Below are 14,617 nucleotides of genomic sequence, written 5' to 3'. Positions count from 1 at the left end.
AACTGCGGGCGTGTCCTTTACACTGTCCAGCAGAGGTTTCGCCCGTGCGCGCGGGGGTGCGCACGGCGGCTCGGGAGACGGAGAAAGCGGACGACGGAGGCGGCACGTGGAGCAGTTGGAGGAGCGCATCAGGCGCGACGGGGTGGTGAAGTCGGAGGGCGTCCTGAAGGTGGACAGCTTCCTGAACCACCAGTTGGACATCGAGCTGTTCGACGCCATGGGGGCCGAGTTCAAGCGCCTGTTCGCCGATGCGCCCGTCACGAAGATCCTCACGATAGAGGCGTCGGGCATCGGCATTGCCTGCGTGGCAGCGCGGCACTTCGGCGTGCCCGTGGTGTTCGCGAAGAAGGCGCAGTCCATCAACCTGGACGGCGACATGCACACCACGCGCATCCAGTCGTTCACGCACGGGCGCGTCTACGACGTCATCGTGTCGAAGAAGTTCCTGGGGCCGGACGACCACGTGCTCATCATCGACGACTTCCTGGCGAACGGCTGCGCGCTCAACGGGCTCATCGAGCTGGTGGACGAGGCGGGCGCCACGGTGGAGGGCATCGGCATCGCCATCGAGAAGGGCTTCCAGCCCGGCGGCGACGGCCTGCGCGAGCGCGGCTACCGCTTGGAGTCGCTCGCCATCGTGGACGCCATGGACCCGGCGACCGGTGAGATCGAGTTCCGCCGATGAAGCCGTTCGCAACCGAGGAGCTGTTCAAGCTCGACGGCGACATCCCGCTTTTGCGCGCCGTGCCCTACGGCGTGCAGCACATCCTGGCCATGTTCGTGGCCAACCTCGCGCCCATCGTCATCGTGGCGGGCGCAGCAGGCCTCGGCACCGACCAGACGGGTTCGCTCATCCAGAGCGCCATGCTCATCGCCGGCATCGGCACGCTCATCCAGCTGTTCCCTCTGGGGCGCATCGGCTCGGGGCTGCCCATCGTCATGGGCATCAGCTTCACGTTCGTTACCGTGCTCTGCGGCATCGTGGCCACGTACGGTTACAGCACGGCCATCGGTGCCATCATGGTGGGCGGTATCATCGAGGGCGTGCTGGGCCTGTTTGCGAAGTATTGGCGGCGCATCATCTCGCCCATCGTGGCGGCCGTGGTGGTAACGTCCATCGGGTTCTCGCTGCTGGGCGTGGGTGCCACGTCGTTCGGCGGTGGCAGCGGCGTGCCGGACTTCGGGTCGCCGCAGAACCTGGCGTTGGGCACCGTCTCCCTCGTGTCGTGCCTGGTGTTCCAAGTGCTGGCGAAGGGGAAGGCCAAGCAGCTATCCGTGCTGTTCGGCCTGGTGATAGGGTATGTGGTGGCGCTGTTCATGGGGGCGGTGGACTTCAGCGGGTTCGCGGGCATGCAGTTGTTCGCGCTGCCCCAGCTCATGCCGTTCACCCCGGAGTTCAACCTGGGCGCCATCGTGTCGGTCACGCTCATCTTCCTCGTGTCGGCCACCGAGACCATCGGCGACACATCGGCCTTGACGATGGTGGGCCTGAACCGCGAGGTGAAGGAGAAGGAGCTTACCGGCTCCATCGCGTGCGACGGCTTCGTGAGCTCGCTGTCGGCGTGTTTCGGCTGCCTGCCCATCACGTCATTCTCGCAGAACGTGGGCCTGGTGGCCATGACGAAGGTGGTGAACCGGCGCGCCATCGCCACCGGCGCCGTCATCATGGTGCTGGCCGCGTTCCTGCCGGTGATCAGCGTGGTGTTCTCGTCTCTGCCCGAGGCGGTGCTGGGCGGCTGCACCATCATGATGTTCGGCAACATCATCGTGAGCGGCTTCCAGATGATCGCGCGTGCCGGCTTCACGCAGCGCAACATCACCATCGCCGCGTTGTCGCTGGCCGTGGGGATCGGCTTCACGCAAGCGTCGGCGCTGTTCGCGGTGTTCCCCGAGATCGTGCAGAGCGTGTTCGCGCAGAACTGCGTGGCCGTGGTGTTTCTGGTGGCCGTGGTGGCGAACCTCGTGCTGCCGCGGGACGCGCAGGCGGCGGATGAGGCGGATGCGATGGATGTCGCGGCGGGCGAGCGCGGTGATGCGGCGGAGGGCTCTCCAGTTGTGGCGGCTGCTCCAGCGGGCGGGCCGACAGGTGCGCTCACGCCCTCGGCCGCACCGGCAACGGCTCCCGACCGGGTTCCAACCCCTTCTTCCGCGCCTGATACAGAGGAGGGCGACTTGGCGCCCGCGTAACCTGCGTTCAGGGCGGCTGCCTGCGCCGAGTCGTCCGCTAACCCATGGCCGCCCGCCTAGCGGATCTTCTCCAGCCGGGGCGTCTGCAGCGCCACGTAGACGAACAGGCCTCCCATAGCGGCCAGCGTTGCCAAAGTGACGAGGACTCTCTTCATGCCATGCTCCTTCTCGTAAGGGCCATCTTCGCCTCCCACGATACCGGCCCCACCTTGCGGCAACCTTGCACATGCCTGTGCTTTCGCTTACGTTCTCGTCATGTTGGCGGACGGGCCGTCCGTGAGAACGTTGCAGGACAGTGTCAACTTCTGTATAGAGTGTAGTTTTTCCCTGCGACGGGCGTGGGGGATGGTACAAATTACGAGGACAGTCAAAAATCTGCTGTTCGAGCATGCGGTTAGGCAAGCCGCACCCAGCAGACATTGAAAACCGAACTAAGGAGACCTGCTTTAATGCCTGTTGCGTTAAGCCTTTTTCTTGTCCTTTTCTTCCTGCTCATGAACGCTTTCTTCGTCGCCGCCGAGTTCTCGCTCGTGCGCGTGCGCAAATCCCAAGTGGAAATCCTCGTCGACGAGGGCCGCTCCGGCGCCAAGTACACCAAGCTCGTGGCCGACAACGTAAACGCGTACCTTTCCGCTTGCCAGCTAGGAATCACGCTGGCCTCGCTCGCCCTTGGCTGGCTGGGCGAGCCTGCCGTCTCCCAGCTTATCGAGGGCCCGCTGCTGGCGATCGGCCTGCCCGAGGCGGCCATCCACGGCATCGCCATCGCCGTCGGCTTCATCGTCATCACCGCGTTGCACATCGTAGTGGGCGAGCTGATACCGAAGTCTTTGGCCATCTTCTCCACCGAACGCTACGCCCTGTTCACGGCCACGCCGCTCGTGTGGTTCTACCGCATCACGTACCCTATCATGTGGCTGTTCAACAGCATCACGAACGGCGTCATGAAGCTGCTCGGCCATGACATTGCCAACGAGCACGAGGTGTACACCGACGAGGAGATCAAACTGCTCATCGACGAGAGCACCGAGAGCGGCCTCATCGACCCCGAGCAGAACGAGTACGTGGACAACATCTTCGACCTGGGCGACAAGGACGCCGAGGCTATCATGACGCCGCGTACCAACGTCATCTGCCTCGACCTCGAGGATTCGCTCGAGGAGAACCTGGCGCTCATCATGCAGTACAAGTACACGCGCTATCCCGTGTGCCGCGGCAACAAGGACCGCATCGTCGGCTTCGTGCACGTGAAGGACCTCTACACGCTGCCGCCCGACAGCACGATGGAAGACCTGCGCATCCGCACGATCCAGGCCGTTCCCGAGGGTATTCCCATCGCGAAGCTGCTGCAGATACTGCAGGCGAAGCACACGAAGATAGCCGTGGTCATCGACGAGCACGGCGGCACGTCGGGCATCGTCACCATGAGCGACATCATGGAGCAGATCGTCGGCCGCATCGACGACGAGTACGCGCACGGCGGCTCGGACGCCGCGGTGCGCCTCGACGACGGCAGCTACCTCGTGGACGGCGCCATGGCCATCGACGAGGTGGAGGAGCTCATTGGCTTCGAGCCCGAGGAGGCCTCCGAATGCGAGACGACAGGGGGCCTGCTGCTGTCGCTGTTCGACCGCATCCCCGAAGAGGGCGATTCCGTGACCATCGAGCATGACGGCCTCAAGGCCACGTTCACCGTGGTGGACATGGACCGTCACCGCATCGACAAGGTGCGCGTAGTGTTGGAGCAAAAGCCCGAGGTCGAAGGTTCGGAAAAGGACCGCTAAACCCTCACGCCCGTGAATCGCTCGGCGTTCTTCCAGAGCATTTTCTCCAAGTCTCCGTCGGAGAAGCCGAGCGACGTGAACGTGTCGTACTCGTGCGCCGGGTCCCACATGGGGAAGTCCGAGCCGAACATCACGCGGTCGGCGCCCCACAGGTTCACGAGCTCGCGGGTGCGCCGGTTGCCGAGGAAGGCCATAGAGCTGGACACGTCGATGAACACGTTCTCGTCGTGCAGCACGTCGTAGCCGATCTCGGGGACGGACCAGCCGCCGAAGTGGGCGGCGTCCACCACGAGGTCGGGGAACGTGTGCAGGATGTTCTTGAGCCGGCGCGGATGCGAGAAGTCCGTGCGGTAGTCGCCCGTGTGCACGATGAGCGGCAGGCGTCCTGCGATCATCTCGTAGATGCTCATGAGGCGCGGGTCGTCCATGTTCACCTTCTGGGTGTCGGGATGCAGCTTCATGCCGCGCAGGCCCAGGCCGACGGCGCGCTCTATCTCCACCTCGGGGTCCTCGAGGTCCTGGTGCATGGCCATGAAGCCGATGAGCTCGGGGTGGAGGCGGCACTGCTCGGCGATGAAGTCGTTGATGCTGGCCACGGCGCTGGGCTTGGTGGCCACCGAGTGCACGACGAAGTGCGTGAGGGGCGCCCGATCCTTTGCGGCCAGCAGGTGCGATGCCGTGCCCTGCCCGTACATGTCCACGAGATAGAACTCGCCCACGGCGCCGACCGCCCGCTCGGCGATCTTCTCGGGATAGATATGGGCGTGCACGTCGATGGCGGTCATGGCTGGGCTCCTTGCTCGCTTGGGTAGGCGGCTCGTCACGAACCGCGCGTATGGTTTCGCTGTCGATTGTACTGCATCCCCGCAGCGCCCGCGCCAATCAGTCTGGCCGAACCGCTGGGCTTCGCAATGAAATCCGCTTAGGGAAGCACTGATTAACGCAACGATACTCTTCTTGATTGCGCTAGGCTTACAGCGTCCGCACACGACCCTTTTAACATGACTGATTAAGTCATGGACGAAATCAGAGGCTATGGCATGCTCGAACGAGTTTTTGCCGGCACGAAACCGAGAAACCCCTGGTGGCGAAAAGCCGCCCCCGGAGTTCGCCGTTGAAATCATGCCACAGCCTCCGATTTCGTCCTGCCCCTTCTGCTGTCTCTTCTGCCGGACGCTTGGGAAGCGCAATTAATCAGCGTTTCCTTAGCTGAGTTCACTCCTTGATTTGCGTGTATTCTGTGGAGGTAAAGATAAGGCTTGCCCTCTGTATGAAACATGAGTAATATTCAATCTTGCCGCTTTTCCTGTTTGCAGTATACCGGACAGGAGGGGCAGGCGCCAACGTTGCGGGGTGGAGCAGTCTGGTAGCTCGCCGGGCTCATAACCCGGAGGTCGTAGGTTCAAATCCTGCCCCCGCGACCATGAAACTAGCAGGCCGGAAGCAACGCTTCCGGCCTTTTCTCTATTCAGGGGACAGACTCCATGGTTCTTCTCGAGTCTTGATTGCGACTGACAGCGCTTCTCGGTCTGCGAGGCATCGTTTCGAGTCCTGGTCTGCCTTCAACGCGTTTTCGAGAGCTTCGCGAATCATGGACTTTGCCCTCTCCAGTTCTTCGTTCGTCCGAATGACTACTTGGGGAATACTCGCTTTTTGAAGGATGCGGCTTTTTGTTTTGTCCCGACGGATCTGTTCTTCCCTATCGTGGTGTGAACCGTTGACTTCGATTTCCAATACGAAACTCTTGTCTATGGTGCGATAGAAGATAAAGTCGGCATGGGCGACGGTGCTCATAAAGCGAAGTTCCTCGACATTGAAAGGCTCGAGGTTCGTGAATATCTGTTTGAGCGGGTAGTTGCGGAGGTAGCCTATCTGCGATGTGGCGTCCATGCTCTCGAGCGCGTCGTCGATAAACTCGCTGGTTCGCACTTCCGAATACTCGTCGTGTTCGTCGGATCCGTGCTCGAGCAAGTAGGCTCTGCGCTCTTCTTCCATGCAGGGGTACACCAAATCGAACGCAGAGCATACGGCGGACTGCCGAATTTCTCCACCGCGATATTCGATGTAGCGCTTGAGATCAGCAATATTGCCGACAGCTTCGACAACTTTGGGTGCTGCTATGAGGCAGAAGAAGTCTTTCGCGCGCGATACGGCCACATTGACCAAATTCGGGTTGTCCATGAATCGATTAGGCGCATTGGATCGAGTGACGAAAACGATAGCGGGTTTTTCGCGTCCTTGGAACTTATGGGCGGTGGCAACGGTGACGCCATCGGGCCTCTCTTTCTGTCCCTGTTTCATCCCTTCGACTTGGTTGCGGTAAGGGCTCACAACCCCTATCTCATGCGTTTCGAACTGCTTCTTCAAAACGGGGAGCACTTCCTGCTCGAACGCTCCTGCCTGCACGCGATTGAAGTCGGCCCGGCGGTCGTAGTTCAAGTCTTTGCTGATGTTGCATGAAAGTGCGCTTGCGACTCCTCGTCCTCTGCTGTCTGACATGATGATGAGCTCGCCGTTGTAGAACTGTTGGTTGCAGAAACCGATAATGTCTGGGTGACAACGGTAGTGCTCCCGGAGGAGCGTGCGGGGAGCATGAAGCTCCGCTTGGTCTATACATGCGTTGAGGCAATCAAGAAGGTTGTTGTCGACGAAGTTATATCGTTGAGGCAAGCCGGTCGGAGCGAAAAGGGGCCGCGCTTTGCGCTTGTCGGCAGTGTCTAGGACGCAAGGCAGCTGCTTCGTGTCTCCGACGACCACGGCGTTCTCCGCTGTGGCGAGAGCGAGGAAGCCCGTGACGAGACTTGCCTGAGAACTTTCGTCGATGATGATGTAATCGAAAAGCTTTCCCTGCTTCCCTCTTTGGTTTCTTGCAGCATTCGTGGTGCTGGTGATGACGGGATATTCCGCGCGAAACCCGGAAGGCTCGCTCCAGGGATCGTCGAATAGGCGCCTACCCTTCCGAAGCTTGTCAGCGTAGTGTTCGTGAAGTTTTGCTTCGAGAAGACGCCTTGACTTCTTCTCGATGTCTTCGAGGCAACCTTCGCCTCGGTGCATTTTGAGATATACTTCGTGGCTTTTGATGGCGTTCTTGCACTCCTGGATCTGAGCTTCGAATACCATGCGATTGAGACTGATTTCCCTATCGACCGTGATATGGTCGAAATCATGCCAGCTCCCAATTCCCCACATCCAGACAATTCTCGCCCTCTGGGCGAACGTCATCTTCCCTTCTTTAGAGGATAAGTACCCTACGAGGTCGCGGACGGCTCGGAGGCGCGCGGAATTTGGTCTCCTCCTTACCTTGAGCTCTTCGGTAGCGTTTCCCTCTCTGAACCGTTCGTATTCCAGTTCCAGGTCCTGGAGTCGCGCTTCTTGCTTGGCCATGTCTTGTTTTCGAAGGTAGATGTCTCGGGCGATAACGATGTTCTTGCGAATCGAGCCAGAGAGTGCTTCCTGCTTCTTTTTTGAGAGCGACCATGTTTCGAGCGCAGGTGGGTACGCTGACTTCTGGTTGTCGACGAATGCCGTGACGTTGTCTCGGCGGCCGAGAAAAGCAGCGATGAACCCGAAACCTTCTTCGTCCAGTTTATCAACTACGTTCTTCGTCGCCTCGTTGTTAGGGGAGGTTACGAGAACGGTTTTGTCCTGCATAAGCAGGTTAGCGATAATATTGAGGATGGTCTGGGTCTTTCCGGTTCCCGGTGGGCCTTCGATAAGGCTTAGTTGATTAGACAAGGCGTTCTCGACGGCCTCCATCTGACTAAGGTTGGATCCAAACGGATAGATGATTGTTTCGGGTGGAACGCGGAGGGGGCAGCCTTTTCCGGGTGTGCCATGCGGTCTGCGGGCGTTCCTTCGAGTATTTGGAGCCGCTTGAACTGCCGAGGAAGGTATTCGCGCTTGTCAACGTCCTCAACATCGGGCTTTATGGCCTCGGCCACCGACTGGAGGTAGCGGAACAAGCTGCTAGACGATGCCAGTTCTTTTTGTTCGATTTCCGAGGGACAGTACAGTTTGGCGTAGATTCTCCCGCTGCTAGCCTTCGAGATGATTTCGAAGCGGGTGCCGAATGCCGGGTTTTGCGAGCTAAGTCGATTGAGCTTGATTGCGTAGTATTGGCGCACCCCTTTTGCGAAGAGGGCAGTACCCTCGAAGGGAACGTTCTCGCTCGATACGATTGCGACGTTTTCCGGATTGTAATAGAGGGGTTCGCTGTATGGGCCAAACGAAATGATATATTTGCCGCGATGGTCGCATCCCCCGATATGCGCGTCGTTTGTTCGATCCCTGAAATCCTTGCCCTTATTGCGGATGAACAACCGATCGGCCATACCGGATCCTTTCGGACGGCTCTTCTGCTATTGACGATTGCGAAGATTATATACCGGTAACGCCAGACTGCTGCGGGGGGATCGCCAGAATGGCTCCCCTATGGCCGGTGCTACAATCTGATACCGTATTGCGTTGCTCTGCGAGAACGAAGCGAAAGGCGATGACCGACCATGAAGATTGCGAACGTGCGCGCTATCCCCGTCGACCTGCCCCTGCCCCATCCGATGGAGTGGGCCACCGGTCGCATGACCAGCCAGGCGCATGTGCTGATGCGCATCATGACGGACGAGGGCGTCGAAGGCATCGCTGAGGCCATCCCGCGCGAGAACATCTACGGCGAGACGCAGGTGGGCATGGTGCACGTGATCAACGACCTGCTGGCGCCGCTGGTTGCGGGCCTCGACCCGTTCGATGTGGAGAAGGTGCACGAGGCCATGGCCTTCATTAAGGGGAACCTGGCCGCAAAGGGCGGCATCGACGTGGCGCTCTGGGACATCATGGGCAAGTCGTGCGGCCTGCCCTGCCACAAGCTGCTGGGAGGCTACCGCGATAGCATCGAGCCGAGCCGGATACTCTGGCTCACGAGCGACGAGGTCATGGTGGACCAGGCGCGCGAGCTGAACGCGAAGGGCTACCGGGCTTTCAAGGTGAAGGGCGGGCTGGACCCCGATGCCGACATCCGCCGCGTGCATGCGTTGCGCCGCGCGGTCACGTCCGACACGAGGCTCTACATCGACGGCAACCAGAGCTACACGTACTTCGGCGCGAAGAAGGTGCACGATGCGTTGCGCGGCGAGCTGGACTACTTCGAGGAGCCCATCGCCGCCACGAACGAGAAGGACCGCGTGCGCCTGGCCCACGCCATCGACATCCCCATCGCCGGCGACGAGAGCAACTTCACGCTGCACGACATAGCTCACCAGATAGACATCGACGCGCTGTCCATCATGATGATCAAGATCCCCCGCAGCGGCTTCACCTACGGCCGCAAGATCGCGGCGCTGTGCGAGGCGTACCACCGGCCCATGATGATCGGCAGCCAATCCGAGAGCAGCCTGGGGATGGCCACCCTCGTCCACATAGGCTGTGCGCTGAAAACCATCAGCTACCCCTGCGAATTCATGGACTTCGACGACCCCGCCGCTCCGAGCCTGGTCAACGAGCGCATCCGCATGGAGAACGGCCGCGTCTACCCGCCCGAGGGCCCCGGCCTGGGCCTCACGCTCGACGAGGACGCGGTGGAGCGCTACACGGTGCGGGGGTGAGGGCGGCCGCGCGCCCTCACGCTTTCGCGCCCTCGTTGTGGCCGTATCGTCAGGATAACCCCTCGGTTCTCACCTTGACCATCGTCGACAGGGCGTCCCTGATCTGGTCGTGCAGGTCCTCCAGCTCGAATGCCTGGAGAACTGCCTTGTCGAACGCCTCCCGGTCGGCTTCGTAAAGCTCTTCTTGAAGGGGCTTCACGGCCCTTCTCTTCAGGGGCTCGAAAGCGTCGAGGATCGCCTGCCTCGATTCGGCAGCTACTAGGGAGGGGTCGAGCATCGAGAGGCCGGCCAGGCTCTCCTTCCGGTTGTCCAGGGCTCCGTCCCCCATAGGCCCTCCGGAAGACTCCAGCATCAGCAGGCCTGTACATGAGTTGAGCAGGGCGTGGGCGAGCGGAAGGTCGACATGGTCGGAGAGGGCCCGAAGGCAGATGAGCCGCTGGTTCGCGAAGCAGGTGTCTCCCCCCGCCTGCGCGAAGAACAGGCGGTCGCCCGGGTTCATCATGGTTGCGAAATGGAAGCTCTTGCCCGCCGGCAGAGAGTACCAATAGGGGGCATTCGACTTCGCCGATTTCGTCACGCCCGCTTCGTGCCTTCTTATATGTTCGAGGGTCTTGAGATAGCCCTCCCTCGCAAGCTCGTCTTTCGACTTGTCGCAGATGAGCACGTACTGGTTCGGTTCGAGGGTGTACGAATGCGTGCCGCGCAGGTTCTTGACCAGCGGAAAGCAGAAGGGAGGGTCGACGAAGCAGGGGTCGTCCGAATAGAGGGCGCCGTCGTACCCCGATTTGACGCCGCGGAAAACCTCGAACAAAGAGCCGATGGGGACAAGCTTCCCGGTGAGCGGGGACAGGGACGATATCCCGAAGCGGAGCGCGTACAGCGTTATCCCCCATGCGTGGAAGCGCCGGATGTCCTCCAGGGAGTAGCGATGCTGCGCTACGAGGGCGCTGCGGTCGCCGCCTGAAAGGATGCTCGCCACGATCGCGGATCGTTTCGCCGGGTCGTCGAGGTCGCCAATGCTCGCGTGGACAACCCCCATACGCACGTTTCCGGTGACGTCGCCCGGCTTCTTCTTCCTGAGCACCAACAGCGCGTTCATGACTTTCGTCTTGTGGAACCAGCGCGCCTGCCCGTTAACGAATATCCCTTCGATCTGGTACTTCAGTGCAAGCATCTCGAAGAAGCTGACCCCCGCTTGCGAGAAGAGCCACGTGTTCGAGGTAAGCAGGCATGCCGCGCCTCCGTCGTTGAGCAAGCGCTCAAGGTAGAGGCAGAAATAGCAGTACAGGTCGTTGCGGTCATGAAGCTTGATGCCCGCAGCCTGCGCCTCCTGTTTGAGCTCGTCCCTGATCTGGGAATACCGTCCGATCTCCTTGGTGTTGAAGTCGACGTAGGGGAGGTTGCTCGCAATGGTGTCGAAGCGGGGCACGGCTTTGCCGACTTCTTCTCCCGTGGAAGGGTCGATGAACTCGACCATGGACCCCGGTTCGATTTCGAACGCGTTTTTCTGGAAGACCAGAAGAGGGGAATCGACATGCTCGCGCGGGGAAAGGGCGAGCGTGGCCACCTGAAGGGGAAAATCGTGGATGTCCGACAACCAGGTTGTGCGGTAAGCCCGGTCGGCTGCATCGTCCATCACCGGCTCGGTCAGCTTCATCTTCCTTTCCCAGAGGGCCTTGCCAATCGTTCCCGTTCCGCAGCAGCAGTCCCATGCGTGGCCGGTGGCGTTTCTCACGCCAAGCTCGGCCATGAGCTTGGCGAGGGGCTCGGGGGTGGGGTACTGGCCGGAGATCTGCCGCTTGGCCGAGGAGATGCTCTCTTCAAGCAGCCGGTGCCGATAACGGCTGTCAAGCTGCTCAAGGTCGCACATCTGAAGCAGGCCGTTGAACTGCACGAGGTCGGACAGGGTGGCGTCGGGCAGCGAGTCGCAGTACGGGGGACTGCTGAAGATGTGGTAGAACCCGCAGCGGCTTGCAATGAGGGCGAAGCATCGCGCGGCATCTTCAACCGTGCATCCCTCCGTAATGCTTTCGACCTCGCGTGCGTCCTGGTAGTAGATCTTGATGAGGTTCGCGAAGAGGAGTTTGTTCAGCCAGCCGATCAGGAGCATTTTCGCATAGGCGCGATAGGCGTCCACCTCGTCGAGGGTGTACTCCTTCGCCACGGTGCGCCACCAAGATCCGATATCGATGTCTACCAAGGCATCGACTGCGGCCCTTCTCTTGAGTGCGCTGGCCACGGCATCTTTGTTTTCGTTGATGATCTTGGGCATGATGGAGTCGGTGATGACCTCGCCCAGTTCCCGCTGCTTGATTTTTCCCGACGCTATGAAGAGCTCTATCTTGTCGACGAGGGAGTGGAGGAACGCCATCCATTCGCCTTGGAACGCGTTGATCGACGCCCTGTCGGTAATGTGCTCCGAGATGGTCCACGATTCGAGAATCTCGAAGGAGCCCCCTTTCGTCTTCGCATGAAGCTCGGCGTGCTGGAAGTTCCACAGGATGCATGAATTGCATCCCAGCAGGTCCGCCTTGCGGTGGGCGTCGGCGACGAACTCCTCGTCGTCTATCTTGACGTCGGGGCACTTTATCTCCCAGCCCTGGAGGATGGTCGAGCGTTGCCGATCTGAGAAGAGCAGGACGTCGGGGAACTTGACGCGGCCGTGCTCGTTGATGGTCGACTCCCCGCCGGCCCGCTTGATGTGCATGTCCTTGCCGTGGAGGTGGTCGTTGATGGCGCTGATAAGCTCGATGGCGTATGACCGTTCGTTGTCATGGACGCTCTGGGCGCTCATAGGCTCAACCTCGTCCCTCGTTGCTTATGACGAGGCCGGGCAGGCGATCGCGTTTTCCTCGTCCATGCGGGACCGTGCTTCTTCGAGGCGCCGACGGCAGACTTCGATATAGTCGATGGGCTCGTTTTTGAAGCGGGCGACGCCCTCGTTCTTCTCTATGCCGATATAGCGGCGCCCCTCAAGGCAGGCGGCAACGCAGAAAGAGCCGCTTCCGCAGGCGTTGTCCAGCACGACGTCCCCCGGGTCGGTATAGGTGCGTATCAGGTACCTCCCCAGCTCAACCGGCTTCTGCGTGGGGTGGTACACGGGGCCTTCCGATTCGGCGGTCTTGAAGTAGACGATGTCCGTTGGGTAGCGGCTGCCGTCGCTCTGCACATGCTTGGGATCGAAGTCGCCGTAGCTTCCGGTCAGCTGGTTCTTGCGGACCCCTTTGTCGTACGATTCGCCTTGGGACATCTGGGGATGGTAGGTCGGCTGCGATTGGTAGAAGATGCAGATATCCTCGTACTTCCTTAGAGGCTGCTTCTTCGCGTTGAGGAAATTGGTCGCCTTCGACTTGATCCAGACCAACTTGTACTTGTACAGGTCGGCTGCATGGAGCATGAGCTTGGCGGTGAAAAGGCCGCTGCTCGTCAGGGCTATCACGCCGCGCGACTTTATCACCCTGCGGTATTCGGTGAAGAGGACATCGAGGTTGATGATGGAGTCCCATTTGTTCTGGGTGGTCCCGTAGGGCAGATCGCAGAGCACCATGTCTATCGATTCGTCGGGGATGGCCTTGATCTTCTCAAGGCAGTCGCCTTCGATGATGGTGTTGAGAAGCGGCTCAATTGAGCGGGTGTCTTCTGCTTGAACGATCCGCATGCAGTCCTCCATTCGTAGACTCACGATTATATCTCCCGTGGCTGATGTTGTGCTCCTAATCGGAGGGAAACATCAGAGGTGCAAGCTCCTGCCAGTGCGGGGTGCTGCGGCTTCACAGCGCCTCGCAACGCTGTAGCACCCCGCAGCGTCCCCGCAGCTCGGCAGCCGCTCCGCGGCGGCCTCGCAGTGCAGCGGCATCCTCGCGCCTCCGCAACCAAGGGGCATCCTGCCCTGCCAATGTCCTCGCTGGTTGAAAAGCGTGGGCGGGTGCGAAGGAGCGGGGGTATAATGCTGCGGATCGATCGAGGGCAAGGAGCGTGTTTTGAGCGAGCAGGTGGCTACGGCAGGTTTGGACGAAGGCGTAGGAGAAGGCGCGAACGGGGACGGTCGGCGGACCGACCGCACGGGGTTCCTCCAGGGTCTCGGATGCTACCTTCTGTGGGGCGTCATGCCCGTGTACTGGAAACTGCTGTCGGCGGTTCCCGCGTTCGAGGTGCTGGCGTGGCGCATGGTGTGGTCGTGCGCGGCGGTGGTGGCGCTGTGCGTGCTGGTCAAGCGGACGCGCTTTCTCTACCTGTTCCGCGACCCGCGCGCGGTGCGCACGTTTCTGGCTTCGGGGCTCATCGTCTCGTGCAACTGGGGCGTATACATCTGGGCCGCCAACAGCGGGCATCTGCTGCAGACGAGCATTGGGTACTACCTGTGCCCGCTGTTCACTATCGTGCTTGGGATGGTGTTCTTCAAGGAGCGGCTGACGCCCATGCAGACGGTGGCCACGGTGCTGGCGGCGCTCGGCGTGGGGTACTTCATCGTGGCGAACGGCGGCGACATCTGGATTGCCTTCGCGCTGGCGCTCACGTTCAGCGTGTACGGCGCGGTGAAGAAGAAGGGCGGCTACCCGGCGCTGCCCGGCATGGCGTTCGAGTCGCTGCTCACGGGGCTTATCGGCGCGGTGGCCCTGATCGTGGGCGCGGCCGCTCCGTGGATCTGGCAGCTCGTGCCCGCCACGCCCGACCCGATGGCCGTCACCGGCCCGGTGGCCGACATGGCGCTGCTCGCCGGTTGCGGCGTGCTCACGGCCATCCCGCTGCTGCTGTTCTCGGCGGCGGCCAACCGCATCTCGCTCACGGTGATCGGCTTCATCCAGTACGTCAGCCCCACCATCGCGCTTGTGCTGGCGGTGGCCTTCTTCGGCGAGCAGTTCACCATGGCGCACGGCATCTGCTTCGCGCTCATCTGGGCGGGTATCGCTGCTATTGGCGTTGAAGCCGCATGGGCGGGCAGGCGGAAGCGAGCGGCAGAGGCCGCGCCGCCCGTACCCGCCGCCGTGTCCTCGCCGAACCCGTCGTCCGCAGCCATGTTCACCGACGCGCCCCCTGCCGAGCGCTAGCCGG

The 14,617-nt window shown here is 61.0% G+C and carries 10 protein-coding genes and 1 tRNA gene; 6 read left to right on the top strand and 5 right to left on the bottom strand.

What is annotated here, in order from left to right; translation table 11 throughout:
• Positions 1 to 106: 106 nt before the first annotated feature.
• The 3 genes from K9U15_RS00835 (at position 107) to K9U15_RS00825 (ending at position 3,968) form a co-directional block, all read left to right on the top strand.
• A complete protein-coding gene (locus K9U15_RS00835; protein ID WP_096227612.1) occupies positions 107 to 685 on the top strand; it encodes a xanthine phosphoribosyltransferase in 579 nt (192 codons plus the stop codon).
• Positions 682 to 2,187 (top strand): uracil-xanthine permease family protein, encoded by a 1,506-nt coding sequence (locus tag K9U15_RS00830; protein WP_096227613.1) that lies wholly within the window; start codon positions 682 to 684, stop codon positions 2,185 to 2,187. The genes K9U15_RS00835 and K9U15_RS00830 overlap by 4 nt, the downstream gene beginning before the upstream one ends.
• Positions 2,188 to 2,636: 449 nt before the next feature.
• Entirely contained in the window at positions 2,637 to 3,968 is a 1,332-nt protein-coding gene (locus K9U15_RS00825; RefSeq protein WP_087192213.1) for a hemolysin family protein, read from the top strand.
• Here the strand turns inward: K9U15_RS00825 and K9U15_RS00820 are convergent.
• Complete coding sequence (locus K9U15_RS00820; protein WP_096227614.1) at positions 3,965 to 4,753, bottom strand: amidohydrolase family protein; 789 nt, start codon at positions 4,751 to 4,753, stop codon at positions 3,965 to 3,967. The two genes, K9U15_RS00825 and K9U15_RS00820, sit on opposite strands and share 4 nt — an antisense overlap.
• A gap of 562 nt (positions 4,754 to 5,315) precedes the next feature.
• On the opposite strand from K9U15_RS00820, the gene K9U15_RS00815 reads away from it, so the two are divergent.
• A tRNA-Met gene (locus tag K9U15_RS00815) sits at positions 5,316 to 5,392 on the top strand.
• Between the two features lie 40 nt (positions 5,393 to 5,432).
• On the opposite strand, the gene K9U15_RS00810 is transcribed toward K9U15_RS00815, so the two are convergent.
• Positions 5,433 to 7,724: an AAA domain-containing protein gene (locus K9U15_RS00810; RefSeq protein WP_301155435.1), complete on the bottom strand. Its 2,292-nt coding sequence runs from the start codon at positions 7,722 to 7,724 to the stop codon at positions 5,433 to 5,435.
• Positions 7,688 to 8,299, bottom strand: a complete 612-nt coding sequence (locus K9U15_RS00805) for a hypothetical protein (RefSeq protein ID WP_301155434.1) — start codon at positions 8,297 to 8,299, stop codon at positions 7,688 to 7,690. The genes K9U15_RS00810 and K9U15_RS00805 overlap by 37 nt, the downstream gene beginning before the upstream one ends.
• A 171-nt stretch (positions 8,300 to 8,470) precedes the next feature.
• Here K9U15_RS00805 and K9U15_RS00800 point away from each other — a divergent pair, with 171 nt between their 5' ends.
• Complete coding sequence (locus K9U15_RS00800) at positions 8,471 to 9,565, top strand: mandelate racemase/muconate lactonizing enzyme family protein (protein ID WP_096227616.1); 1,095 nt, start codon at positions 8,471 to 8,473, stop codon at positions 9,563 to 9,565.
• Positions 9,566 to 9,614: 49 nt separating this feature from the next.
• On the opposite strand, the gene K9U15_RS00795 is transcribed toward K9U15_RS00800, so the two are convergent.
• Both K9U15_RS00795 and K9U15_RS00790 read right to left on the bottom strand, forming a co-directional pair.
• Entirely contained in the window at positions 9,615 to 12,359 is a 2,745-nt protein-coding gene (locus K9U15_RS00795; protein WP_301155433.1) for an N-6 DNA methylase, read from the bottom strand.
• Positions 12,360 to 12,383: 24 nt separating this feature from the next.
• Positions 12,384 to 13,223: a site-specific DNA-methyltransferase gene (locus tag K9U15_RS00790; RefSeq protein WP_301155432.1), complete on the bottom strand. Its 840-nt coding sequence runs from the start codon at positions 13,221 to 13,223 to the stop codon at positions 12,384 to 12,386.
• A gap of 322 nt (positions 13,224 to 13,545) precedes the next feature.
• On the opposite strand from K9U15_RS00790, the gene rarD reads away from it, so the two are divergent.
• Complete coding sequence (gene rarD, locus K9U15_RS00785) at positions 13,546 to 14,613, top strand: EamA family transporter RarD (RefSeq protein WP_096227619.1); 1,068 nt, start codon at positions 13,546 to 13,548, stop codon at positions 14,611 to 14,613.
• Positions 14,614 to 14,617 lie beyond the last annotated feature (4 nt).

The sequence above is a fragment of the Gordonibacter sp. RACS_AR68 genome (assembly GCF_030418485.1).
Taxonomy (GTDB): domain Bacteria; phylum Actinomycetota; class Coriobacteriia; order Coriobacteriales; family Eggerthellaceae; genus Gordonibacter; species Gordonibacter urolithinfaciens.
The sequence above is the reverse complement of the archived record's forward strand: the minus strand, read 5'-3'. Positions and strand labels throughout refer to the sequence as shown.

Bases quoted from the DNA above. Each gene is read 5' to 3' on its own strand.
- K9U15_RS00830 (WP_096227613.1), top strand. From the start codon at position 682: ATGAAGCCGTTCGCAACCGAGGAGCTGTTCAAGCTCGACGGCGACATC.
- K9U15_RS00825 (WP_087192213.1), top strand. From the start codon at position 2,637: ATGCCTGTTGCGTTAAGCCTTTTTCTTGTCCTTTTCTTCCTGCTCATG.
- K9U15_RS00820 (WP_096227614.1), bottom strand. From the start codon at position 4,753: ATGACCGCCATCGACGTGCACGCCCATATCTATCCCGAGAAGATCGCC.
- K9U15_RS00810 (WP_301155435.1), bottom strand. From the start codon at position 7,724: ATGGAGGCCGTCGAGAACGCCTTGTCTAATCAACTAAGCCTTATCGAA.
- K9U15_RS00805 (WP_301155434.1), bottom strand. From the start codon at position 8,299: ATGGCCGATCGGTTGTTCATCCGCAATAAGGGCAAGGATTTCAGGGAT.
- K9U15_RS00800 (WP_096227616.1), top strand. From the start codon at position 8,471: ATGAAGATTGCGAACGTGCGCGCTATCCCCGTCGACCTGCCCCTGCCC.
- K9U15_RS00795 (WP_301155433.1), bottom strand. From the start codon at position 12,359: ATGAGCGCCCAGAGCGTCCATGACAACGAACGGTCATACGCCATCGAG.
- K9U15_RS00790 (WP_301155432.1), bottom strand. From the start codon at position 13,223: ATGCGGATCGTTCAAGCAGAAGACACCCGCTCAATTGAGCCGCTTCTC.